Raw genomic sequence first — 23779 nt, 5'->3', positions numbered from 1 at the left:
GCCAGGAGCGCGATAGAAGATCCTCGCTCGCACCTGGCTCTGGAACATCCTGCCCAACTGCCGCCGCGCCCACTTCTACAACATCTGGGCCGACCGGACGCTGCACAGGAACCGCTTCCGCGCCCGGCTGCACACCGATCTCACCGAGGTCTTCGCCGCTCTGCGCCGCGGCGACATCACCGCCCCCATCGCCGCCCAACTGCCGCTCGCCAGGGCCGCCGAGGCCCTGCGCCTGGCGGAATCCGGCACCGTCACCGGCAAGGTCGTCCTGACCCCCTGACCCGTAAAGCCCCGGGCGGCACCGCCCGGCCACGCCCCCAAGCTCCCCGCCACCGCCGGACCTCGAAGCAGGTTCAGCGCAAGCCCATATCCACTCGCCAACCGCCGGCGAGGAGGTCGCCCCCAGCCGGCACCGCGCACGCGGTCCGCGCGAGTACCGCGACCAGAGCGTGCCGTACACCGCGCGGATCTCGCGGGTCCGGCACTTCGGCCAGTCGGTCCAGGAAGCCCGGGATCCCGGGTTCTCCTTGGGTACGGCATCAGGTTGCTCGCCGAGTTGGCCAAAAGGCGGGCGGGACCGGCGCGACGAACCGGACGTCCGGCAACTACACCGAAGCCCCGCACCGTTCCCGCGGGGACTACTTGCCCGTTCCGCTGAGGTAGGCCGCCCACGGGTAGTAGACGTAGTCGAACGCTGCCGGCGCCCCGGTGATCTTGCTTCCGAGCCACACGTCGTTCGTCAGCTGGATGCCGGAGAACATCGGATTCATCTCGTCGTGCAGCTTCCGCTCCATCTGCACGACCAGCTTGGAGCGGGCGCTGTCGTCCTTCGTGCCGATCGCCTTGGCGTAGAGGCCGTCGATGCCGCTGTAGCCGGACTGGTTGAAGGTGCCGCCGGTCACCGCGGTGAGGCCCAGCCAGTCGAGCGGGTTCGGGATGTTGGGCCAGAACTGCGTGTACAGGAGGTCGGTGTTGCCACGCGTCGCCGGGTCGTACAGGTAGTTCGAGTAGCCGGTTGCGGGTACGACGTTGAGCTTGAAGTTCAAGCCGATCTTGTCGGCCGCGTCCTTGATCCCGACGCCCAGCTGCTGCGTCTCCGCCTGCTGCGGAACCACGAGGCTGATCTGCTTGGACTTCACGTCAGCCGGAACGCCGGCGAGGAGCTTCTTCGCCTCGTCTATCTTCGCGGAGCCGTCGGTCTTGACCGAGTCGGCGTACGAGGTCAGGTCGTCTTTCGCGAAGCCGTAGACGGCCGGCACGGTCTGCAGCGAAGCGGGGGTCCCCTCACCGGCATACACCTGCTTGCCGATGCCCTTCCAGTCGATGGCCATCTGCAGTGCCTTGCGCACGTCGGCGTTGCCCATCGCGCCCTTGTGGTTCGCGACCACGAGCGTGACCGCCAGTGGCGCGGCACCCGAGTAGAGCTTGCCCGCCGACGATGCCTTCAGCTGTGCCAGCCCGGCCGTCGGCGGACCGTAAGTTCCGTCGATCTGGCCCGAGAGCAGGCCGGAGGTGATCGCGGAGTCGTCGGTCAGGAAAGTGAAGTCGATGTTCTTCACCTTCAGTGGCAGCGACTTGTTCCAGTAGCCGTCGTAGCGGCTCACACTGATCGACTGACCCCGTGTCCATTTGTCGAACTTGTAGGGGCCGGTGCACATTACACCGACACCCGGTGTACCGACCTTCTTGCCGTGTTGCTCGTAGAACTTCTTCTCGACGACGACACCGGCGAAGCTCGCCAACTCGTCGTTGAAGAGGTAGTCGGGCTTCTTGAGCCTGACCGTCACTTCGCCGGCGCCCGTCTTCGCGATCGAGGCGACGTTCGAGTACAGGTAGCCGTAGAAGCTCGACTTGTCCGTCATGTTATGCCGCATGCTCCACACGACGTCGTCGGCGGTCATCGGCGAGCCGTCCCAGAAGGTGGCGTCACCGCGGAGCTTGTAAACCCAGGTCGTCGGGTCGGGGTTCGAGTACGACGTGGCCAGATTGGGCTTGATCTGGAAGTCGGGCGTCTGGGCGAGCAGCGTCTCGCACATGTTCGAGTTGATCATGTTCGGCGTGTAGTCGGCCGACTGGAAGGGGTCGATGGTCTGCGGCTCGCCCTGGAAGACATTCCAGGTGATCGAGTCGACCGAGCCCGAGCCCCTGGGCGTGAACGTCGTCAGCGCGTCGGAGGACCCGGTCGCTTTGGTGCCGGATGTGCCTCCGGAGCAACCGGCCAACGCGAGGGTGGTGGCGGCGGCGACGGCGAGTGCCGTTGCCCGTCTGTGCGGGCGGGGTGAGTACATGGCGCAACTCCTGGTCAGTGTCGGGCTGTGATGGCTTCGGGGTCCCACCCGCTGCGAGGGACGCTGTCACGCAACAAGCGGGTGTAGGAGTCCTGAGGGTTGTCGAGCACGGCGGCGGTGGGCCCTTGCTCGACGACGGCGCCGTGACGCATGACGATCGTGTCGTCGGTCACCTGGCGAATGACGGCGAGATCGTGGCTGATGAACAGGTAGCTCACGCCTCGCTTCTCCCGGATGTCCGAGAGCAGATTGAGGATCTGTGCCTGGATCGAGACGTCCAGGGCCGACACGGCCTCGTCGAGGATGAGGATGTCCGGATCGGCGGCGAGCGCGCGAGCGATGGCCACGCGTTGGCGCTGCCCTCCGGAGAGCGACCTCGGCAGTGCCGCGAGCTGCCGGTCGTCGAGTCCGACGAGCTCGGCGAGTTCACTCACGCGCTTCCTGGTCTCGTCGCGGCCGAGCCGGGAATGAACGCCCACGACTTCCGCGAGGCAGTCGCCGATGCGCTGACGGCGGTCGAGCGAGGTGTACGGGTCCTGGAAGACGATCTGGATGTCCCGGCCCCGCTCACGGCGACTGCGTGCGGAACGCGCCGGGTGCGTGCGGTCCTCGCCCCGGAACATGATGCGGCCACCAGAGGGACGCTCCAGGCCGATGATCATCCGCGCCGTGGTCGTCTTGCCAGAGCCGGATTCGCCGACGATGCCCAGAGCTCCGCCCGGAGCCAGGGCGAAACTCACGTCGGCGACCGCGGTCGCCTCGGCACGCCCACGGCCGAACGTCTTGGTCAGGTGCTCGACCACGAGCAGCGGTTCGGTCATCGCTGGGCCTCCTCGTTCGAAGCGGAGCCGACGTGCTCCTGCGGCACCATCTGGCCGCGCAGGCCGGGCATCTGGACGCACCGCGTCTCCGACGGACCGATCTGCAACAGGGGCGGCACTCCCGCCCGACACTCCTCTTGTGCGAAGCGACAGCGCGGTGCGAAGGCACAGCCGTCCGGCGCCTCGTAAGCGGTGGTCGGATGACCGGTGATCGCGGGCAGTCGATCAACACGCCGGCCGATCTCGGGCCGCGCCTGCACCAGCGCGGCCGTGTAGGGGTGGAGCGGGTCCTCGTGCAACCGCACCGACGCCTGGCGCTCCATGACCTGGCCGGCGTACAGCACGATCGTCTCGTCGCACACGGCACCGGCGAGCTCCAGGTCGTGCGTGATGAAGAGCATCGCCATGCCGTACTCGCGCTGCATACGCCCGAGAATCGCCATCACCTCCGCCTGGGTGGTGACATCGAGCGCGGTCGTCGGCTCGTCCGCGAGGACGAGCCGCGGTCGCGCGGCGACCGCGGCAGCGATCATCACCCGTTGCAGCAGGCCGCCCGAGAGTTCGTGGGGAAACTGCCGCAGCCGGCGCTCCGGGTCCCCGATTCCGACCTCGGCGAGCAGCTCCTGTGCGCGCTTGCGCGCAGCGGCCTTCGGCATCCGGTCGTTGGTGCGCATCGCCTCGGTGAGGAAGTCGCCGATCGTGCGTACGGGGTTCGTGTAGGCCCGTGCGTCCTGGAAGATCATCGCGACGTCCTTCGCCCGGTAGGACCGCAGGGCGACGGTGCGAAGGTCGAACACCTCGGCGCCGTCGAAGCGGACACTGCCCCGGACGTCGGCGCCGTCGGGGAGCAGGCGTGCGATGGTGCGAACCGTCATCGACTTGCCCGAACCGGACTCGCCGACCAGGCCGAGAGTGCTTCCACGGTCGAGTGAGAACGAGACATCGCGCAGCACGGTGCGCAACTCGCCCGCGACCGGCAACTGAACGGTGAGACCGTCGACTTCGAGAAGTGCGTTCACGAGCGTGCCTCCCAGCGTTCCGTGAGTCGGTCGCCGAGCATGTTCACGGCACCGACGGTGATGACGATGAGTGCGCTGGCGAAGAGGGCCTCCTGAGGGTGCTGCTGCAGCACACCGGCCATACCGGTGCCGACCATCGCGCCCCAGTCCGAGGTCGGTGGCTGCACCCCGAGGCCGATGAACGAGAGGCCGGCGAGGTCCATCAGGGCGAACCCGAAGGCGAGCGTGGCGTTGGCGACGATCAGCCCACCCACGTTGGGCAGGATGTGCCGCAAGGCGATCCGCAACCCGTGCACGCCCTGCACCCGCAGTGCCGCGATGTAGGGCAGCGAGCGCTCTCGCAGTGCCGCGCTCCGTACGATCCGTGCGATGTAGGGGACGTAGGCGATGGACAGTGCCACGACGGCGGCGTTCAGGCCGGACCCGAACAGGGCGGTCGCCAGGATCGCCAGCAGCAGACCGGGGAAGGCGAACACGGCATCGACGACGCGCACCACCATCTGGTCGAACCAGCCGCCGAACCACACGGCCGCGAGCGCGAGGACCGTCCCGAGGAGCGTCGAGATCGCCACGACGAGGAACGGTCCGATCAGCGCGGTTCGGGAACCGTGGACGAGGCGCGAGAGAAGGTCCCGCCCGTTCGCGTCGGTTCCCAGCAGGTGGGCGCCGCTCGACCCCTGGTACGCACCGGAGAGGTTGACGGCGTTCGGATCGAGCGGTGAAAGGAGGGGCGCGAGGACGGCGAAGCAGACGACGAGTCCGAGGAGGGCGATCGCCACCCAACCGGACATGCCGATGCCCCTCGTACGACGCGTCGGCCGCCGGCCGGCCTTGCGGGCTCCGATACGTCGCACCGCTGCTGTCGTGCTCATGAGTCCTTCTTCCCGATCGACACGCGCGGGTCGAGCAGTGTGTAGGCGATGTCGATGAGGGTGTTCAGCACGATGAAGGCGGCGACGTACACCAGGCAGATCGCCTGTACGACGGGGAAGTCCTTCTGCTGCACCGAATTCACGAGGAACTGACCGAGCCCGCCGAGCTGGAAGACCTGTTCCACGACGACGCTTCCCGCGATCAGGCCCGCGATCGTGAGACCCGCGACGGTGAGCACCGGCATCGCGGCGTTGCGCATCACATGTCTGCGTACGACTGCCCTGCGGGGCAGTCCTCGGCTGATCGCCGTCTGCACGTGATCGGCCGACAGTTCCTGTCGGATCGCGGTCTGGGCGAGTCGCGCGACGAACGCGACGGACGCGAGAGCGAGCGCGATCGAGGGAAGGACCAGGTGGTAGACCTCGTCGAGGCCCGCACGGCCGGCGCCGAACACCGGGAACCACTCCAGGTCGACGGCGAACACGATGATCAGCACGACCGCTCCGACGAAGGTCGGCACCGCCATGACGCCCGTCGCGCCGGCCATGGCGGACCGCGACAACCAGCCGGGCTTGAGGCCGGCGAGAGTGCCGATGGCCAACCCGAGCACCAGGACGATCGCCGCCGCCATGAGAACGAGAAGCGCGGTCGCGGAGGCGCGACTTCCGACCAGTGACGACACCGGTTGGTTGTAGGTGATCGATGTTCCGAAGTCGCCGTGCACCACGCCAAGCAGCCACCTCAGGTACTGCTGCCAGATGGAGTCGTCGAGGTGATACTCGGCCTTGATCGCGGCGATCGCGTCGGGGCTCATGGTGCGACCGTGCGTGAGATAGGTGAGTGGGCTTCCCGGCGCGGCGTAGAGCGCTCCGAAGACGACCAGGCTCGCGATGAACAAGGTCACCACCAGCCCCACGATGCGAGCGGCGATGAACCGCAGCATCACCCCGGCGGGCCGCTGCTTCGCCTTCACCTGCCCTGATGGCACGGGTGCCGACATGGTGGCGTCACTCATCGGTTCACCCCCGGCTGTGCGTGATGGACCACGCGGCCACCCACGACTGTCCGCAGCACTCGCGTGTCGAGCAGTTCCTCGAGTGGCAGGGCGAAGATGTCCCGGTCGAGGACGATGAAGTCGGCGTACAGCCCCTCGGTGAGACGGCCGTGAAGGTGCTCGGAGCGGCTCGCCCAGGCGGCGTCACGGGTGGCGTGCACGATCGCGTCCGCCAGTGGCAGGGCGTAGTGCGCGTGGTTGGCGGGCAGTGACGGATCCAGGGCCGAGCGCCGTGTCGCCGCGATGAACATGTTGGGCAGTGGGGCGTGCGGCGACGTGGGGGAGTCGGTGCCGAGGACGAGTGTGGCTCCGGCCTCGGTCATCTCGGGCCACGGGAAGCCGCGGTCGACCCGCTCGTCGCCGAGCACGCGTCGCCAGTTTTCCTGGATGGCAGGATCAGCGTGCACGGGTTGCATGCTCGCCGTGATGCCCAGTGCTGCCAGACGGTCGATGTCCGCGGGGTCGACGACTTCGAGATGTTCGATGCGGTGGCGACGCTTCTTGGGGCCGTTGAGAGCGACGGCGTGCTCGACGGCGCCGATCGCGACCCGGATCGCCTCGTCCCCGATGGCGTGCATGGCGACCTGCAGGCCGGCCGCGTCCGCGGCGGCCACCACCGGCGCGAGTTCGGCAAGACTCCAGATCGGGTCGGCGTTCGTGCCGTTCACGTAGGGCTTTCCGAGCGATGCGGTGCACCCGTCGACGGTTCCGTCGACCATGACCTTGATGCCGGTCACGCGCAGGAACGGGGTCGACCGGTGGGTGGCGAGTTCGACGGCGTGCTCGACCTGGGCGAGGTTCCCGCCCTCGTCACCGGTGGGCTGGACGCGCCAGAACGCGGCGATGCGAGTGGTCAGGACGCCCGCCGCATCGGCACGACGCATCGCCTCGTAGTCGCCCTCGCCCAGCGCCATCTCGGTCGAACCGACGATCCCGGACTCGGCGTACGCCGCAAGGGCGACTGCCAGGGCCTCGTCACGGTCGGAGTCACTGGCGAAGCTGTCGAGCACCGGCCACACGAGGTGGTGCATCGCGGTCTCGTCGACCAGGCCGGTGGCCGCGCCCCGCTCGTCCCGGTGGACCGTTCCCCCGGGTGGTGACGCCGTGGTGTCGTCGATGCCGACTTCGGCGAGGGCGGCCGAGTTCAGCCAGATCGAGTGGAAGTCGTAGGCCTGCGCATAGACAGGCCGGTCGGCGACGACGGCGTCGAGCATGCCCCGATCAGGCAGGCCGCCCGGGATGTCACCGTGCTTCCACCCGGTGGCAAGCACGCGAGGTGCGTCGGGGTTCTCCTGCACCCACGTCCGGACGCGCCGCTGGATCTCCTCCACCGTGTTGGCGCCCCAGAGATCGACCTGGGCCGCCGCCTCGCCGGTGCCGACCACGTGCGCATGGCCGTCGACGAATCCGGGGAGGACGGTCGCGCCGTCGAGGTCGTGGATCAGGGCATCCGGTCCTGCCACACGCGCCGCGGTGGCCTCGTCGCCGACGTAGGCGAGCCGGTCGCCGACCACCACGAGCGACTCGGCCCAGGGGCGTTGGGCGGAGGTAAAAAATTGGGCGTTGCGGTAGAGATGAGCGGGCATGGTCGTGTCCTTGTCCATCGGGTTCCTCAGAAGCGGTCGAGGCCCTCGCGGGCCGCAGCGTCGGGGTTGCCTGCCCGGTACTCCAGGGCAAAGCCGGGGAGGTCGAGAGATGCCGTGAGCAACGTGCTCCACCGCTCGTGGCCCGGCTGGGAATCGTCGGCATGGACGCACACCACGGCGGCGGCACCGTCGCCGCCACAGAAGGCGGCCGCGCGCTCCGGCGCGGAGCGGCCGGACATGCTGCCGCGCACAGCCTGCGTGTGCTGGTGCCGCTCGACCGACACCGATGCAGGAATGCTGGTGTCACCGTCGGCGAGGCCGGAATCGAGAAAGTGGTTCGTGTGGATGACCCAGCCGTCGGTGTCGGGTGACACCACGGCGAATCCGGAGGGCGACATCTCGATGGACGCCGCTGCGGCGTGGCCGTCCCGGTAGGTCGCGATGGTCAGCACGGTGGATGCGCTCACGGTCGCGGAGGCGACGATGTCGCGGGCCTCCGCCACCGTGGTCGCCTCCTCGAGGACGCGACGCGCGACAGCATGGACGGGCACGCCGCCGGTGGCGTTGTCGGAGCGATGGTTCAGGATGTTGAAATGCAGGCCGAGGCCGGCGTCGTTCACCCCGATCTTCGCGGCTGCGCCAAACTCGGTGAAGAGCTTTACCCGGCGTTGGGTTTCGGTTTCGAGCGACAACAGAAGACCATCCGGCGTGAGCGAGTCGTGCCAGTCCCACGTCTGGATCGTCTCGGGTGGGCCGCCAAAGGGCGGTGCGTGGACGGCGGTTGTGCACTCACCCTTTCCGGGCGCGGCGGCGAGTACTTCGGTCCGTGCGCCGACCGCTGCCACCCGCCACGGCTCGATTCCTGACGCCTCGGCGATTCCGTCGGACTCCTCGACGAGAGCCGGGTACCAGTCGCGCAAGGCGTCGTAGCTGTGGGCGACGATGTCGCGGACGGTCGTTTTCGAGATGCCCAGAACCTTGAAATGCGTCAGGTAGCGGGCGCTGACGTCACGCACCTGGTCCGCGAATCGCGTGCCGATCTCGCGTCCACGGTCGCGGGAGCGGGGGGTGGTCGTGCGCAGGGTGTGCAGCTTCATGGTGGTGCTGTCCGACCTTTGCCTGTGAGTCCGGTCACGGTGAGGGGCGGGCGACACGCTATGTAGGTAAAACGTTTAATACAATGATGTCGCCAACGTCACTCTCTGTACTCACTGCCGCCCGGCCTGCGTCGGCGACCACGGACCGGCGACGTGAGGCAACAGCGGACGGTAACCAAGGAGGTCGCCGTGGCTCGATCGAAGGGCGTCACCATTCGCGACGTCGCCCAGCGCGCAGGCGTCTCGGTTGCGGCGGTCTCGATGGCGCTCAACGGCACCGGGACGCTGAGCACGGCCACGCGACTGCGCGTGCGGGCCATCGCCGAGGAGATGGAGTACGAGGCCGACGCCCTCGCGCGCGGCCTGCGACGTTCGTCGGTCGGGGCGATCGGACTCGTCATGCGGTCGTTGGACGCGCTGGGTGAGTATGCGCCGCGGGGTGTTGATGTGTTCAGTCGTTATATCGGCGCTGTTTCGGCGCAGGCGATGGACCGCGGGCTGAGTCTGATGCTGGTGCCTGACCCGACGAGGCGGCCGACGCCGCCACTGGCGTTGTCGCTGGATGGGTACATCGTGACGATGCCGCATGTGGATGATCCGATGATCGGTCTCCTCGAACGGCGTGGGATCCCGTACGTGACGCTGGGACGCGATCCCAGCCGTCCGGAGTTCACCGACTGGGCCACCGAGGACGACAGCTTGAGTTTCCGCCGCATCTACGAACACTTCGCCGCATCCGGTGCCCGATCGATCGTGCTGTTGCGCGGAACCGACCCCAACGCGTGGAACATCGACAGCGAGGCGCTGTACCGCGAATGGTGCGAGAGAGTCGGGATCACACCACGCGTCTACGCGTCGGCCGAGCGCGCCGGCGAGCACGGCGGCGAGAACATCGCGCACGCGATCGTGGACGAGGGGATCCCCGATGCGATCCTGTGCCACACCGGTCGTCAGGCGGCCGGAGTGCTCGCGGGCCTCACGTCCCGCGGCGTCGCCGTGCCCGACCAGACGATGCTTGCCGCGGCTTCCGACTCCGAGCACACCCGACACAGCCGACCCGCCATCTCGGCAGTCGAACTCCACGCCGCTGAAACGACGTTGGCCCTGCTCGACCTCCTCCAGGCACGCATCGCGGGCGACTCGAGCGCGGGACCGGTCCTGACGACGGCCCGGTTCCGGGTCCGAGCATCGTCGCGACGCACGGATACAAACACATGACGCTCGCCGAGCCGGGACGACTGTGACCGTTGACAGGTCGGTTCGACATGCGTCAGCTTCGCCGGAGCGAAGTGCAGATGGAACCGCTGGTGATGCTGCCACACCTGCTGGACTGCAGGCTGCTGCCACGAAGACCACCAGCACGGTGGTCGCCCAACAAACCCAGGCCCTGCGGGTGCCGAATGATCATCCGCCGTGGTCAGGCGGCATGTCCGTGCTCACGGAGGAATTCCGCCGAGTCGACCTCGCCTCGGATCCTCAGGCGCCTTCTCCAGGGCGGAACGTCGCTCACTTCGGGCAGCGGGCGGAGTGAAGCGGCCTGACCCAGGGCGATCTGGTGTCTGCTCCGGCGCGGCACCCTGACAACTCCGCATTCAGCGTTGACGCGCAATGCACCACGGCAGGCGCCATCTTCCCGGGTGTCCGTACCGTCGCGATTAATGCGCTCGGGGCCGTAGGAACAGTGGTCGGCTGTGGTGATCGACGGCTCGGCCGGTTCATGCCTGGAGTGGCCGATCGTGCGCGCTGCGGCGTCCACCGGGGAGGGACCAGCGTCCGTGTCCGGCGTCGCCGGTGCCAGACCCGGCCATGTCTCGAAGGGTGGGCCAGGATCGCGCGGCCACGGCGCGATGCCCTCGGGCACCGGCACCGGCGTCGGGTCCGTCCATTCAGGCAGACGGCTGCGCCGTTACTCGGCGAAGTCTGAGGCCAGGACATCCTCCAGACGGACAGCGGATATCTCTGCCAGTTCTGTCGGACGGCCGAGGAACGGCCCACCCAGCAGCGGCACCAGCCCGGTGTCTTCCTGCCCGGACAGCAGGGGCCGCCACACCCCGTCAACATCACACGGCAGCTCGTCCGCAATCCAGACGCACGCCGACCCCGATGAGACGAACCGCCCCGGGGGAAGTCCCTCTGGCAAGTCGAAATCCATGCCCGGACGATAGACCTCGGCTCCCTTCGGCCGCCCGCCGCCCCATACGGCCCCGGGCTGCCGGTGTCGCCGCCCGAGAAACCACCATGACCAGGCGACCCCCGGAAGGATCGCTCCCGCAGCCAGTGGCTTACCTGCGGATTCACGGAATTGCGGTCAGAACCATGTTCACGGAGCCCCAACACCTTGCCGCCTTGCGACGCTCAGTCACAGCTGCACGGAAGCTGTGCCAGAACCCGGGAACCGACAGCACCTGTACACGAGATTGGGAGGCGTCGGCGGCACGTCGTGTTCGATGTTCAAGAGAAACGACAGCGCCCCCAGCGCGCCCCGCCGTCGCAGGGCCTCACCTCGGGAGGCCGCGATGAGGCCCCAAGTAGCTCTGCGCAGTGTTCCGACTCCGTGGCATCCGGCCACGGAGCCTCCGCAAAAACCCGTTGGCGGACCACGGCGACCACTGCTACGTTTCCGGAGGCCGTGCGAGAGAACAAGGAGGTGGTACCCGTGAACGCAGTATCGACATGGGTGCTCCCCTCCGGGGTCACGGTCGGACGATAGGTCGTCCGGGAGCGCCGTTCCAGAGCACTCCCGAAAGGCACGACCATGCAATTCACTTCCGAACAGCGCCTCGACGACGGCGTCCTCGAACGCGAATTCACCCTCGGAGACATCCCCGGCACCCTGTGGACGCCTGAATCCGCCGCACCAGCCCCGCTGATCCTGATGGCCCACAACAACGGCCTGCCCAAGCGGGAATCCCGGCTGGTGGCCCGGGCCCGGCACTCCGCGGCGTACGGCTACGCGGTGGCCGCCATCGACGCCCCCGGGTGCGGTGACCGGCCCCGTTCCGCCGCCGACGAGCAGGCCCGCGCCGACCTCCGCCGGGCGATGCAGGCCGGCGAGCCGGTCGATGAGATCTTCGAGTCCTTCATCGGCCCGCTGGTCGAAAAGGCGGTCCCGGAATGGCAGACCACCCTGGACGCCCTCCTTGCGCTGCCCGAAATCGGCGGCCCGGTCGGGTACTCGGGATGGACCGCCGTCGGCATTCGGCTGGCGGTCCTCGAGCCGCGCATCGCGGCCGCCGGCTTCTTCGCCGGAGGCTACGTGCCCCGCGCCCAGCGCGAGGAAGCCCGGCAGGTCACCATTCCACTGCTGTTCCTGCTGCAGTGGGACGACGAAGGGAACCCCCGGCAGCGGGCCCTGGACCTGTTCGACGCCTTCGGCACCAAGGAGAAAACGCTGCACGCCAATATGGGCGGACACACCGGCACCCCGTGGTTCGAGGTGGAGGACGGGAACCGGTTCTTCGGCCGGCACCTGAAGTGAGGCCGGGCCGCCAGGCCGGCAGACGGTAGGCGGTGTCGCCCAGGACGCCGCTCATCGGGGACAGGTCCCGGCTCTCCTCAGCTCTCTATCCCGCGGGCCCCTGCCAACTCGGCAGGGGCCCGCGCTGCCCGAAGCCATGAACTGTTCGATTTCTGCACTGCTTCGAGCGCTGCCCAATCTCGGGTACGGGTGCTGTCGGTTCTCGGGCTCTGTCTCAACTTCTCTGAAGAGGACTCGGAGCACATCGGCCCGGCCGTCAGAGGCACGTCTGGCCTGAGTAGTAGCGAGTGCCTCGTCGTCGGTGCCCCCGACGCATGTCCGCGCCATAGAAGTTGCGCCAGAACCGGTTCTCGTGAACAAAGCCACCTGGGCATCCGTCCGGTCATCGCCCGCCGCGGGACCGAGCACGGCTCCGGCCTGGCGTCCACCGCTGGGTCGTCGAAGCCGCCTTCGCGCTCCTGCACTGGTTCCGCCGCCCGCGTACCCGCTGGGAAATTCGCGACGACCTTCACGAAGCCTTCCTCATCCTCGGCTGCAGCATCATCTGCTGGCGCCGCCTGAAGACCCCTCCTAACGGTGCGTCAGCCTGAAGTGTAGGCGCAGATGGCCGTCGGCTCCTCCCGAAGGGCAAGCGCCGAAACCGCCCCCGCGAAGATCGCTGCTAGACGGAAACGGGGGGCCGGGCCAGCCTCGGGACCCTGGCCGTATCGCAGGGCAGAGTTGCGCACCCGGTTGCGATCAGTGGCTCGCGAGGCGCTCCACTTCGCTGAGCGGGACGGTCTGGAAGCCCACCTCCGCAGCGCGTCGGTACGAGTGGCTTCCGGGGACCTCCGCCAACGGACCGGGGAATGCGCGGGTGGGCCGATCCTCCAGCCAGCACCCGGCGGTGCTCAGGACGACCTGCCCCTCCACGACGGTGCCACCCGCATGGCGGAACCCTCCGGACCACCGTCGGTGGACTGGGGCCCGATGATTCCGAAGAGGCTGCGGTCGCGGGCCCAGAGGGATGGGCAGGCGCGGGCTGCGGCCCGGGTCACCGCGCCTCCGATGCCTTCGCCGGTGATCCGGCCGGAGGGGTCTCCGATCCCTGCGACCGTGCCGCGTTCGTTCGACAACCACCGTTCACGTGGCCTCCTTGGAGCGTACGACAGACCACATGTCAAGCAGCGACTCGCCGACACTTCCCGGCGACCCACCGCCACGATGGGTGAGCGGACGTCAGAAGATCACCCGCAAGGGCTAATTGTCATTCAATCCCCAAGCGCAAGCGATTGTTTGACGGTCACTCAGTCCTTCTTCGGAGCGGCGTAAAGGACCTCTACATACCCGATCAGCCCCACAAAGCCGGAGATCCCGATTTGCTCGATATGACAGCAATAGGGGGTGTTAGTACGTTCAATCACGCACCGGCTGCCACAGCGGGTGTTTCTCTCTCCGTCTCAGAAGGAGAACAAGCGACATGATCATGAACCGTTCCCACGCGATCCCCGCGGCCCTCGCGGCCGCTGCGGCACTGACCGCGACCGGTATCACCTACGCCACCGCCGCCACCGCACCCCAGACGGCCCCGGCTGTCGTCAAGCAGGCCCCCGCTCCCGCCTACGCCCCGCTGGGCGGCGAGGGCGGACAGGGCAAGGGCAACGAGGGCGGCGGCCGCGGCGGCGAGCAGGGCGAGCGCGGCGAGCAGGGCGAGCGCGGCGAGCACGGCAAGCGCCGCCACCACGAGATCGGCCGGATCTTCATCAACGAGCGGTCGTTCTCCGCTCACCCCGACGGCTGCATCACCGTGGTGAGCGGTCTGGGCTCCAAGAGCTTCAACATCCGCAACGACAGCAAGCAGACCGTCGAGTTCTTCCGCGGCGTCACCTGCGACAACGGCGCCCCCATCGCCACCGTCGGCCCCCGCAGCGAGGCCAACAACGTCCGCCCGGGCAAGGTCAAGGACGAGGACGAGGACGAGAAGGGCGAGCACGAGAAGGGTGAGCACGAGAAGGGTGAGCACCACAAGAAGCACCACGAGGAGATGGAGGACGGCGTGAAGGTCAAGAACGGAGTCGTCGGAAGCTTCCGGGTCATCAAGCGCCACCACGAGAAGGGCGAGGGCGGCGAATTCGGCGGATTCGACGAAGACTAAAACCAGCAACCGCGTGATGCGCACGCTGGAGAACCCCGGCCCGCCGTAATCGGGCCGACGTCCTCCGGCCAGGCGCACAACACAGGATCCCGGCCCGCCGCAATCGGGCCGGGATTCTCGTCTGGACGCCGGCCCAAGGACATCCCTTCTCGGAACATCCACACCAGACCACTGTCCGACAGATCACGCGCCTGCTACGCCATCCTTCCCCTAGCGACGACCGCCCAGTCCACCTTCCACGGCATGACCGGACACATCCCCCTCGTTCCTCCCAGTCGGCCAACTGGTGCCGGGGGGCCGAAGAGATGACCGTCCGCTTGGCCATCTGGGACCAGATCACCGGCGCTGCTGGCCGGTCCACCACGGCCTGACCCCAGGCCCGAAGCGCAAGCCCATCACGCCCCGACGGCGCCATCAGACGGGCCGCTCTGGGGCGAGCGAGGGCCGGGCGGCACGCGCCGCCCGGCCCCGCGGATGCTCTCCCTCGGCTACTTGCCCGAGACGTACAACCGGGAGATCTCGTCACTGCTGAGCGCCCGGTCCCAGACGTGCACCTGGTCCACGCCGCCCGGCCAGAAGTCGACCTTGCCGCTGTTGAAGCGGGCGCGGCCGACCGAGAGCGGGCCGTCGGACTTCGGGTTCAGGCACTGATTGAACGAGTTCTGCTTCACGCCGTCGACGTACAGCGAGTGCTCGCCCGTCTCCGCGTTGCGCACGCCCACCAGGTGGTACCACTGGCCGGTCTGCGGGGAGAACGTCGACAGGGCGCGCCCGCCGCTGGTGCTGAAGGAGAACTTGTTCGTGTCACCGGTCTTCTGTAGGAAGAACGCCGACTGGACCTTCCCGTCCTGGCCGACCGCCGTGCGCCAGCCGTCCAGCCGGTCCAGCTTGACCCACGCCGACACCGTGAAGTTGCCCGAGGTGTCGAGGACGGGTCCTGTCGTCTCGGCGTGGCCGGCGACGCCGTCGAACTGCAGGTCCGCACCGGAGGTGCCGGTGCCCCACGTGGCGCCCTGACGCAGAGTCAGGTCGTGATCGCCGGCCTCGTCCTTGGCGACCGTGCCGCTGCCCTCGTCCATGGACCAGGCGGCAGTGCCCGTCAGGCCGGGCGTGCCGGGCGGGTACGCCGGCGGCGGTGCGGAGCCGTCGGCACCCTTGATCACCTTCTCGTTGATGTCCCGCACCTGGTCGAAGTCCATCTTCGTCACCTGCCGGTCGTAGGTGAAGAAGCCATTGACCTCGTGCTCGACATCGGTGAACTGGGTGTAGATGCCGCCGGAGACGCCGCACTGCTGGGCTGCCGTGAGCAGGTCGCGCTGGTTCTCGACGTAGCGCCGGGTCAGCGTCGCCGAGTCCGGCTCCATCTCGTACGCGTGGCCGTTTTCGAACCACATGTGGCCCGGGACCTGGAGGCCGAAGCCGCCGTGCTCACCGTCGATGGCCACGCGCCGCCCCTCGGGCACGGGCGAGGCAGGCCCGACGTACTGGTGGAAGTCCACGACGTCGCCCTTGCCGGAGTCGCCCAGCGAGTTGCAGCAGTTGACCCCGGAGTGGGCGTTGACCAGCCGGCTCGGATCCTGCTTGGCCACGTCGTCGGCGATCCGGCCGGTGGCCTCGCGGCTCCATTCGCCCCAGCCCTCGTTGAACGGGATCCAGCCGATGATCGAGGTCCAGCTGTCGTGCTGGTCGACCATGGTGCGGAGCTGCCGTTCGAACTCCTGGCGGGCGTCCTCGGGCGGGGTGTTCTCGGTCCGGGACTTGGAGAAGTCGACCTTCATCGACGGCATGTCCTGCCACACCATCAGGCCGAGCTTGTCCGCCCAGTAGTACCAGCGGTCGGGCTCGACCTTGATGTGCTTGCGCACGGTGTTGAAGCCGAGCCGCTTGTGCTCGGCCAGGTCGAACTTCAGCCCGGCGTCGGTCGGCGCGGTGTGGATGCCGTCCGGCCAGAAGCCCTGGTCGAGCGTGGACATCAGGAACGTCTGCTTGCCGTTGAGCGTGATGTGCATCCTGCCGTCGGAGCCCTTGGCGGTGCCGATCTCGCGCATCCCGAAGTACGAGCCCACGTCGTCGACCGGCTTGCCGCCGCGCAGCAGCCGGACCCGCAGGTCGTACAGGAACGGCGAGTCGGGGCTCCACAGCTTGGCGCGCGGGACGGGCAGCTTCAGCGTGGAGCCGGCCGGGCCGGTGACGGTGCCCACCGCGCCGTCGCCGTCGTACGCCGTGGCCTGCACGGTCATGCCGTCGGCGCCTGTGACGCGCGGTGTCACAAAGAGGGTGCCGGTGTCGATGTCCGGCGTGGTGCGCAGCGCGTCGATACGGCCGGTGGAGACCGGCTCCATCCAGACCGTCTGCCAGATGCCGGAGCTGGAGGTGTAGAAGATACCGCGGTCGGGCGCGTTGCGCTGCTTGCCGACCGGCTGCCAGGTTTTGTCCGTCTGGTCGGTGACACCGACCACGACCTCCTGCGGGCCGGTGCCCTTCAGCGCGTCGGTGACGTCCGCGGTGAACGCGTCGTAGCCGCCGCGGTGGGTGGCGACGAGATGGCCGTTGACCCAGACCTTGGTGTCGTAGTCCACGGCCTGGAAGTGCATGAGGAGCCGCTGGCCGGGCTCGGCCGTCCAGTTGCGCGGGACGGTGAAGGTCCTGCGGTACCACATCTGGTCCTCGTGGCGCTTGATGCCGGACAGCGCGGACTCCACCGGATACGGCACGAGGATGCGCTCGTCCAGGTCCTTGCCGAAGGGCGGCGCGTCGCCGCCCCGGGCACCGGCGAACTGCCAGACGCCGTTGAGGTTCTGCCACTGCTTGCGCGTCAACTGCGGCCGCGGATACTCCGGGTGGGCGTTGTCCGGGCCGACCTGGTCGGTCCACGGAGTCTTGAGCGGGGGCGTCTTGGGCGTCCAGCCTTGGGCGGCCGCGCCGGAGCCGCTTTCGGGGCTGGCCACGGCGGGGCCCGCGAACAGCGCGCCGACGAGGCCCACGGCCGCTGCCGCTGCCGCCAGTACGCGCCGTCGCCGACGACCCGGACCTAGGGCGTGCCATGGCTTTTTTCGTCTCACGACTCCTCCTGTCACTGCGTCTCAGCGGTACGGCCGGGCGGCTGGTGCCGGCTGCCTGCCTGCTCGGCCGGTGGTGAGTGAGCGCCGAGTCCCCGCGCGGCACGGTGACCTGACGGGGCGAGCGCCTTCTAACGTTGGAAAAGTGGGACTGGAAGCATGACAGCACGCCCCCGGGAGCGTGTCCAGAAGGGCGAGCTGCCGCACCATGGCGAGCCCGGGCGAGGAGAAGGGCGTGCGCGGGCACCTTCTAACGTTGGAAAAGCGGGACTGGAAGCATGACAGCACGCCCCCGGGAGCATGTCCTGAAGGGCGAGCTGCCGCACCACGGTGAGCCCGGACGAGGAGAACGGCGTGCACGTGTGAAGTACCGCTGCGGTGCCAAGAGATGTTGTTACTGAGCCAGCGTCAAGTTCGTGGTACGAGTGTGCTGGCCTGTAGTTGAACGCTCGGGCCGGGTCGCCCGCAGCCGGGGCAGCGGCGTCTGTTGATCCGTCCAGCCGGGGGGAAGTCGGACTGTGCGGAGCGGACTTGGTACACGTCCAGGAGTAACGGCGTGCGGCAGAGCGGGCAGGGTCCTGCGTATCTGCTGATCACGGGCGGACTGGGCACACGGTGCCTGCTTACCGTTCACGGCTGGCGGGACGGTCCGCCTGGCGGGCTCTGCGGTAAGGATCTAGTGATGGCCTTCCGCCCGGCGGGAACTTCCGATCCGGCCCCCCGACCGGACAAACATGCCAAGTGACAGCACCGCCACGCCCTGTTCACCAAAGGACTCACCCATTATGAAGCGACCGGCACGATCGACACCGCACCTCGAAGCGGCGGACAGAACAAAGGAACTGACCTGGTGTTCGTGATCAAGCAGTGATTGACAGCGGCACTGAGTACGTCAGAAGGTGCTTGCTCGGACGGCTGGGGTGGGAACGTGGAACGGCAGCAGTATGTGGAGCGGTGCTCAGAGCTTTTCGCGGTGGGTGGCTATGCCGCTGTGAGAGCAACGGCAGAGGCGGGACTCGAGGAGTGCGGGCCGGATCCGGTTCTCTTCCGCTGGCTCGGACAAGCACACGCTGCGGAGGATGAGGACGACCATGACCGTGAGGCCGAGGCCGCGTATCGCAAAGGCCTCGCACTAACAGCGGACGATCTCGGGCTCCTGGTGTCGTTTTTGGAGCTGTGCCTTCGCTCGGACTCCTTCGAATACCCGGAGCGGGCGCGCCGTGCGGTGGTCCTGCAAGAGAGAATCGAAGAGCTGGCGCCGCCCGGGTCAGCTGAACGCGAGCGCGTCGATGATGCGACTGGCTGGGCCGGGCGGGGTTACTGGGACGACCTGAACGCGGGCGCTGCTCGCGGGCAAGCTCAGCAGGCAGCCCTCGCGGAGCAGAGCGTGCTGGTCACCGACGCGCTGCGGCGAGCCACTCGTGGTGAGTCCGGCGAGGACACAGGGGAAGACCTCCGGGCCGCCGAACTGGCCGCGGCAGTTGAGCTGCTGCAGGGGGCCCGGAACGCACCGCTGCGCCTGCTTCTCGCGCACCGGGTCGAAGCGTATGTGCTGACGTTCGTCGCATCGTTTGGCCTGAACAAGGCACTGGTGTGGAGCGGAGTGCAGGACTTCAGCCTGTGGGGCTGGTTGTTCTGGGTCCCCGTGCTCGTTGCCGAAGCCAAGCTCCGCCAGGCCAAGAGGCTGGGACAGGAGCGCGTCATCGCGCGCATACAGGCGCGCCACGACGCAACGGACCTGGCTGACAGCCAACCCGAGAGCAAGCGCCAGTGAGAGCTTCAGTTGGCGACAGCCGCCAACTGGAGCACTAGGAACCGCGTGGCTGTTTGAGCACATTGCCGCCCTCGTCGCCCGATGCGCTGGGCGCAGACCCATTCGGTGTTCATGCAGGCGAACGGCGAACGCTGATGCGTGGAGCGGGGGACTGGAAGTCCGGCTTCCAGCCCCCCGAGGCATCCGCCGCCCGGGCCGGTGTGTTCGGCGCGGGTGCTCAGCGGGTCACGGCGACGGCCTCGGACGCGCCGGACTCGGTGCCGTCGGCGTAGAGGACCGTGACGCGGTAGTACACCGTGGTGGCGGCCGGCTGGGTGTCGTCCACCCAGTGCCCGGTGCTGGAGGCGTCCTCGGGCTCGGTGCCGATCAGGTCGAACGTCCCGGTCCGCGGATTCCAGCGGTGGATGGCGAAGCCGGAGACCGGACTGCCTTTCTCGCGCTCGGCGCTGGAGAGGGCCCAGGTGATCAAGCCGCCCGCGTGGGTGCTGAGGTAGGCGAGTGGAGCGCCGGTCGCGGGCGGAGCGGTCGGGCGGAGGTCCAGCTCGGTGACGTCGATGACGGCCGCGCCGGTGTCCGGGGTGAGCTGGTTGCCGTACTGGTCGACGGCGACGACGCCGTAGCGCACCTGCTGCCCGTTGGCGGGTACGGGGTCGTGGAAGGTCGTGGACGTGACCCGCCACGGCTTGAAGTCCAAGGGGTTCTTCACCGGGATGTACGTCCACTGCCCGTCGACGAGGGAGCCACGCAGCACCAGGTAGTGGTCGAGCCCGGGCGCGCTGCTCGCGTCCCGGGAGAGGGTGACGCCGTTCTCCTTCGGGACGGCGGCCAGGCCGGTGACCGCGGCAGGGGCGGTCGTGTTGCCGACTACGGTGATGACGACCTCTTCGGAGGGGGTGCCTCCGTTTCCGTTGTGGTCCAGGGCGACCACCGAGTAGTACGTGACGCCGGGCGGAGGGGCGGCGTCGGTGAACGAGGTGCCCTTCACTCCCTGGCCGACCCGCTCGCGCACGCCCGGGGCGGTGCGCGGCTGGCGCGATCGGTAGATCGCGTAGCCCGCGAAGTCGTCGCTGGTCCGCTCGGAGGCGTCCCAGGTCAGGGTGACGCCCGCCTCGCTCTCCGTGGCCCCCAGGTTGAGGGCGGTGTCCACCGGGCCCGTCCGGTCGCGGGCGTAGTACACCGCCGTGCCCGAGGGCGCCGACTCGTTGCCGTGCGTGTCGACGGCGGTGACGACGTAGTGGTAGATGTCGCCGGTCTGCGGCAGGGGCCCGCTGTAGTAGCCGGGCGACAGCTCGTCGCCGGTCAGCCGGTTCTCGGCGGTGAGTGCGACCGGGGAGGAGGTCGAGCGGTACACGCGGTAGCCGGCCAGGTCGGGCTCCGTGTTGCTGTGCCAATGGAGGGTGATGGTGTCCGGGGAGCCCATGACCCAGTTGTCCTCGACGCCCTTCGGGGCGGCGGGAGCCGTGCGGTCGACGGTGGTGATGCCGAGGTCGGCGGTGCCGGACGAGAGATTGCCGGCCTTGTCGTAGGCGCGGACCTCGTAGTAGTAGACGTTGCCGTCCTTGGGGACGGTCGTGTCGGTGTACGAGGTGGACGTTGTGGTGGCGATCGGCTTCGTGGGGAAGGAGGTGCCCTTCAGGCGCCGGTACACGCGGTATCCGGCGAGGTCCATCTCCTTGTTCTTGGCCCAGCCGACCTTCGTGGACGCGGTCTTCGTGCTGTAGCTGACGGCGGCCCCGGCCGGGACGAGGGGCTTGACCTTGTCGACGGCCGCCGAAGTACGAGGTGTGTAGGCGAACTTGACGTTGGCCGCGCCCTTCCAGTTGACGAAGTCGACGCGAAGGCTGTGCTTGCCCTTCGGGATGGTCACGTTGACGGTCTTGGAGACGGTCTTGGACACGTCCTTCCACATGTCGACCTTGCGGACGCCGTCGAGGTAGACGCGAATGCCGTCGCGGGAGGAGGCGGCGAACGTGAAGGGGCCGCCGGAGCCGAAGTCACGGGTCACGGACCAGCGGACGCCGAAGTTGTCGGCGGGAATGCCCTTGTAGCCGGGTGCGCGGGTGCCCCAGTTCTCGTTGATCACAGAGTCGCAGTCCGTGCGCTTGGGAGTCCCGGAGAAGGCGGTGTTCGCGTAGAACGTCCGCTTGAAGACGGGAGACGCGCAGGTCACGGCGGCAGAGGCGGGAGTGGCCGCGGTGAGCAGACCACCCGTGGTGGCGAGCACGACGCCGCTGGCGATGGCGACAGTTGTGCCTCTGGGTCGGGTCATACGTCCCTCCGGTCGTGATCGGCGGCGGGACTTCGCCGCCGATCACGACACGTGAGGAACGCGCTTGGTTGTACGCCGGTACCCAGGCAGGACACCGTTACGGGACTCGCCGCCATTGAACGGAGACGCTGTCCGAAGCGCACAGCAGGCGCAGCCGGACGCCACTGGCCGGCCGGCGAGGGCGTCAGCCTGGTCGGGCTGGAGGACGTCGAGCCGTGGTCTGAGCGGGCCCGCACTCCGCTGATGGCCTTCATGCTCTGCCAACTCCACGTCGCCGGTCCTGAACACCCGCTGCCTGACGGCCTTACGGCGGTGTACACGGAATTCACCGACTTGTTTCACGAAAACACGTCGAACGGTGCGGGCCGCGCGGAGACCCTGAACCCGGGCACGACGGTGGTTTCCCGCCCGTCCAGCGCGGTGGTGAGCCGGTCGGCGTCCTGGGAGGCGTGCCGGGCCTGGGTGTAGGGCCCGAGGCGTAGCAGGGGGTGTAGCCCTTGCCGTCGGGGTTGCGAGGTTCGATGGCATGCATGATCGGCTCTGCGAGGCGGCACTTGACTTGCAAGAGGCCGGCTGAAGGGGGAGGACGTGGTCTGCAGGTACGAGACCACCCGCGCGGCGATGCACATCGCGCTCGACGGCATCCTCAACGCCTTCGGCTATCGCGCCAGGTTGCACGCCCTCGGATTCGGCCACATCATCGCCCCGGATCAGTCCTGGCCAACTCGCCCAGGCGTCGACCGGCGCTCGCACGGGAAAGGAAAACAGGCATGGCCGCTCCCGCCGCCCCGCACCGCGCGTACGGTGGCGATACGACCCGCCAGGAGGTGCTGATGAGCGCGCAGCCCGAGGAAGCCCCCGCCCCGCCGGCCCCGGCCGCCGCCGCCCAACTGCTCGCGCAGCTGCGCGAGGACCGCCGCGCCGACACGTGGGTGCCGGCCTTCGAGCGGGACTGGGCCAAGGCACTGGAGGACTCCCGCCACACCTACAGCCTCACGCCCCTGCACGACGTCGTCCGCACCTGGCAGGGCCGACTCGCCGCGGCCCCGGCCGTCGACGCCTTCATGGACTCCGGCCAGGATGAGACCGGCTTCGTGGACCTGGCCGACGTCCTCGGTGCCCGCCGGTGACCGGTGAAGCCTGGGCGGTGCGCCTGTCCCCGCAGGCCGCGAAGACGCTCACCGTGCTCCCCGAGCACGTGAAGGAGACGGTCCGCGACGTCCTGGACATCGCGGTGCGCTCCCCGTGGGGCTGGCCCCAGTGGAACACCGGCGATCCGGAGGGCGAGGACGTCCGCGCCGCCTCCGTCGGACAGCTGTCCGTCGTCTACGTGATCAATCGGCTCACCCGGCACCTGTCCGTCCTGGACATCGTCTGGATCGGGTAGCCACCCGCGCAGGCGGCCCGACCCCGGTGGGTCTTCCGCTCCGAGTCACACCTCGAAGTCGGCGACATGGCTATGTCTGTTTTTTCGGGAGTCGTTTGTCGACGAGTTCGGGAGTCACTCAGGCAGCGTCCACGTGATCGATACCGGCGAGTTCTGATGTCACTCTGCGGGGTTGTAGGGCTACGCGGGAGACGGGTAATGACGTCAGTTCTTGGCTGCACCGGCCAGAATGTCGGCCAGCTCGACGGGGCGGCTGAGCGCGACACAGTGGCTCGCGGCGATCTCTTCCGGGACCACTCCGAGACGTTCCAGCACGAGCCGGCGCAGGAAGTCGGGAGGAAACAGACGGTCTTCGGTGCACTGCACGAACCTGGTCGGCACGGCCGGCCAGGCGTCGAGCGGCCACGGCTGGGCCGACGCAGCCGACGACGGGTGCGCCCGTTCCTTGCTCATTGCTTCCTCGGCGAGTTCGCGGGGCACGTCGTGGTAGAACGCGACGTAAGGGTCGTCGCTGCCGGTGAGGCCGCCGTCCCGGGCAGCCTGGCGCCGCACGGCCTCGGTGTAGCCGGTGTTGCTCCACCACTGGTCCGGTGATTCGGCTGGCTCGGGGACCATCCCGGCGACCAGGACCAGTGCCTCGACCGGGCGGCGCACGGCGACCAGGGGCGCGGTGAACGCGCCGAACGACTGCCCCACGACCACGAGACTGTGGCGGTCGCCGACCGCCTCGACCACGGCGTCGGCGTAGTCGTCGAGCGTCAGCGAGTCATCGTCGCCCGGAAGGTCCGGAGCCACCACGTCGTGCCCGCGCGCCCGAAGCTCCGCCTCGACCAGATGCCAGTACCAGCCGACATCGCCGGCACCGTGGATCAAGACGAACGTACTCATAACACGGTTCCCGTCCTCTGCAGCTTGCCCATCCGGCCTCCCGGTGGGAGGA

18 protein-coding genes and 2 pseudogenes are annotated in these 23779 nt (G+C 68.5%); 8 read left to right on the top strand and 12 right to left on the bottom strand.

Annotation, left to right across the window (positions count from 1 at the left end; all coding sequences use genetic code 11):
* Nucleotides 1-16: 16 nt before the first annotated feature.
* Nucleotides 17-280 (top strand): annotated as a pseudogene (locus ACWEK3_RS31350) (zinc-binding dehydrogenase); the annotation flags it as partial.
* Between the two features lie 121 nt (nucleotides 281-401).
* Here ACWEK3_RS31350 and ACWEK3_RS31345 read toward each other — a convergent pair.
* The 8 genes and pseudogenes from ACWEK3_RS31345 to ACWEK3_RS31310 form a co-directional block, all read right to left on the bottom strand.
* Nucleotides 402-506 (bottom strand): annotated as a pseudogene (locus tag ACWEK3_RS31345) (transposase family protein); the annotation flags it as partial.
* Between the two features lie 132 nt (nucleotides 507-638).
* Nucleotides 639-2288: an ABC transporter substrate-binding protein gene (locus tag ACWEK3_RS31340; RefSeq protein WP_450546609.1), complete on the bottom strand. Its 1650-nt coding sequence runs from the start codon at nucleotides 2286-2288 to the stop codon at nucleotides 639-641.
* A gap of 14 nt (nucleotides 2289-2302) precedes the next feature.
* Nucleotides 2303-3109, bottom strand: a complete 807-nt coding sequence (locus ACWEK3_RS31335; RefSeq protein ID WP_453251139.1) for an ABC transporter ATP-binding protein — start codon at nucleotides 3107-3109, stop codon at nucleotides 2303-2305.
* Nucleotides 3106-4128 (bottom strand): ABC transporter ATP-binding protein, encoded by a 1023-nt coding sequence (locus ACWEK3_RS31330; protein ID WP_453251138.1) that lies wholly within the window; start codon nucleotides 4126-4128, stop codon nucleotides 3106-3108. Before ACWEK3_RS31330 ends, ACWEK3_RS31335 begins: the two co-directional genes overlap by 4 nt.
* Nucleotides 4125-5000: an ABC transporter permease gene (locus ACWEK3_RS31325; protein WP_450546606.1), complete on the bottom strand. Its 876-nt coding sequence runs from the start codon at nucleotides 4998-5000 to the stop codon at nucleotides 4125-4127. Before ACWEK3_RS31325 ends, ACWEK3_RS31330 begins: the two co-directional genes overlap by 4 nt.
* A complete protein-coding gene (locus tag ACWEK3_RS31320) occupies nucleotides 4997-6016 on the bottom strand; it encodes an ABC transporter permease (protein WP_453251137.1) in 1020 nt (339 codons plus the stop codon). Before ACWEK3_RS31320 ends, ACWEK3_RS31325 begins: the two co-directional genes overlap by 4 nt.
* A complete protein-coding gene (locus ACWEK3_RS31315; RefSeq protein ID WP_453251136.1) occupies nucleotides 6013-7641 on the bottom strand; it encodes an amidohydrolase in 1629 nt (542 codons plus the stop codon). Before ACWEK3_RS31315 ends, ACWEK3_RS31320 begins: the two co-directional genes overlap by 4 nt.
* Nucleotides 7642-7667: 26 nt before the next feature.
* A complete protein-coding gene (locus ACWEK3_RS31310; protein WP_453251135.1) occupies nucleotides 7668-8738 on the bottom strand; it encodes a C45 family autoproteolytic acyltransferase/hydolase in 1071 nt (356 codons plus the stop codon).
* A 189-nt stretch (nucleotides 8739-8927) separates the two neighbouring features.
* Between ACWEK3_RS31310 and ACWEK3_RS31305 the strand changes: the two genes are divergently transcribed.
* A complete protein-coding gene (locus ACWEK3_RS31305; protein ID WP_453251134.1) occupies nucleotides 8928-9956 on the top strand; it encodes a LacI family DNA-binding transcriptional regulator in 1029 nt (342 codons plus the stop codon).
* A 688-nt stretch (nucleotides 9957-10644) separates the two neighbouring features.
* On the opposite strand, the gene ACWEK3_RS31300 is transcribed toward ACWEK3_RS31305, so the two are convergent.
* On the bottom strand, nucleotides 10645-10890 hold the full coding sequence (locus ACWEK3_RS31300; RefSeq protein ID WP_453251133.1) for a hypothetical protein: 246 nt from the start codon (nucleotides 10888-10890) through the stop codon (nucleotides 10645-10647).
* A gap of 603 nt (nucleotides 10891-11493) precedes the next feature.
* On the opposite strand from ACWEK3_RS31300, the gene ACWEK3_RS31295 reads away from it, so the two are divergent.
* Nucleotides 11494-12216: a dienelactone hydrolase family protein gene (locus ACWEK3_RS31295; RefSeq protein ID WP_450546600.1), complete on the top strand. Its 723-nt coding sequence runs from the start codon at nucleotides 11494-11496 to the stop codon at nucleotides 12214-12216.
* Between the two features lie 1459 nt (nucleotides 12217-13675).
* Nucleotides 13676-14350: a hypothetical protein gene (locus ACWEK3_RS31290; protein WP_453251132.1), complete on the top strand. Its 675-nt coding sequence runs from the start codon at nucleotides 13676-13678 to the stop codon at nucleotides 14348-14350.
* 488 nt (nucleotides 14351-14838) lie between these two features.
* Here ACWEK3_RS31290 and ACWEK3_RS31285 read toward each other — a convergent pair whose 3' ends face one another.
* Nucleotides 14839-17334, bottom strand: coding sequence for a LamG-like jellyroll fold domain-containing protein (locus ACWEK3_RS31285; RefSeq protein WP_453251131.1), 2496 nt, complete (start codon nucleotides 17332-17334; stop codon nucleotides 14839-14841).
* A 1003-nt stretch (nucleotides 17335-18337) separates the two neighbouring features.
* Between ACWEK3_RS31285 and ACWEK3_RS31280 the strand changes: the two genes are divergently transcribed.
* Nucleotides 18338-19183, top strand: coding sequence for a hypothetical protein (locus tag ACWEK3_RS31280; protein ID WP_450547711.1), 846 nt, complete (start codon nucleotides 18338-18340; stop codon nucleotides 19181-19183).
* A gap of 217 nt (nucleotides 19184-19400) precedes the next feature.
* On the opposite strand, the gene ACWEK3_RS31275 is transcribed toward ACWEK3_RS31280, so the two are convergent.
* Complete coding sequence (locus tag ACWEK3_RS31275) at nucleotides 19401-21452, bottom strand: fibronectin type III domain-containing protein (protein ID WP_453251130.1); 2052 nt, start codon at nucleotides 21450-21452, stop codon at nucleotides 19401-19403.
* 243 nt (nucleotides 21453-21695) lie between these two features.
* Between ACWEK3_RS31275 and ACWEK3_RS31270 the strand changes: the two genes are divergently transcribed.
* The 3 genes from ACWEK3_RS31270 (at nucleotide 21696) to ACWEK3_RS31260 (ending at nucleotide 22839) form a co-directional block, all read left to right on the top strand.
* A complete protein-coding gene (locus tag ACWEK3_RS31270; RefSeq protein WP_453251129.1) occupies nucleotides 21696-21920 on the top strand; it encodes a hypothetical protein in 225 nt (74 codons plus the stop codon).
* 302 nt (nucleotides 21921-22222) lie between these two features.
* Complete coding sequence (locus ACWEK3_RS31265; RefSeq protein WP_450547676.1) at nucleotides 22223-22582, top strand: DUF6247 family protein; 360 nt, start codon at nucleotides 22223-22225, stop codon at nucleotides 22580-22582.
* The gene (locus ACWEK3_RS31260; RefSeq protein ID WP_450547675.1) at nucleotides 22579-22839 is read left to right on the top strand and encodes a hypothetical protein; all 261 of its coding nucleotides are present in this window, start codon (nucleotides 22579-22581) and stop codon (nucleotides 22837-22839) included. The genes ACWEK3_RS31265 and ACWEK3_RS31260 overlap by 4 nt, the downstream gene beginning before the upstream one ends.
* 204 nt (nucleotides 22840-23043) lie before the next feature.
* Here ACWEK3_RS31260 and ACWEK3_RS31255 read toward each other — a convergent pair whose 3' ends face one another.
* Entirely contained in the window at nucleotides 23044-23727 is a 684-nt protein-coding gene (locus ACWEK3_RS31255) for an alpha/beta fold hydrolase (RefSeq protein ID WP_450547674.1), read from the bottom strand.
* Nucleotides 23728-23779 lie beyond the last annotated feature (52 nt).

Source organism: Streptomyces sp. NPDC004721 (assembly GCF_053601495.1).
This window is presented reverse-complemented; position numbering and strand designations above follow the sequence as displayed.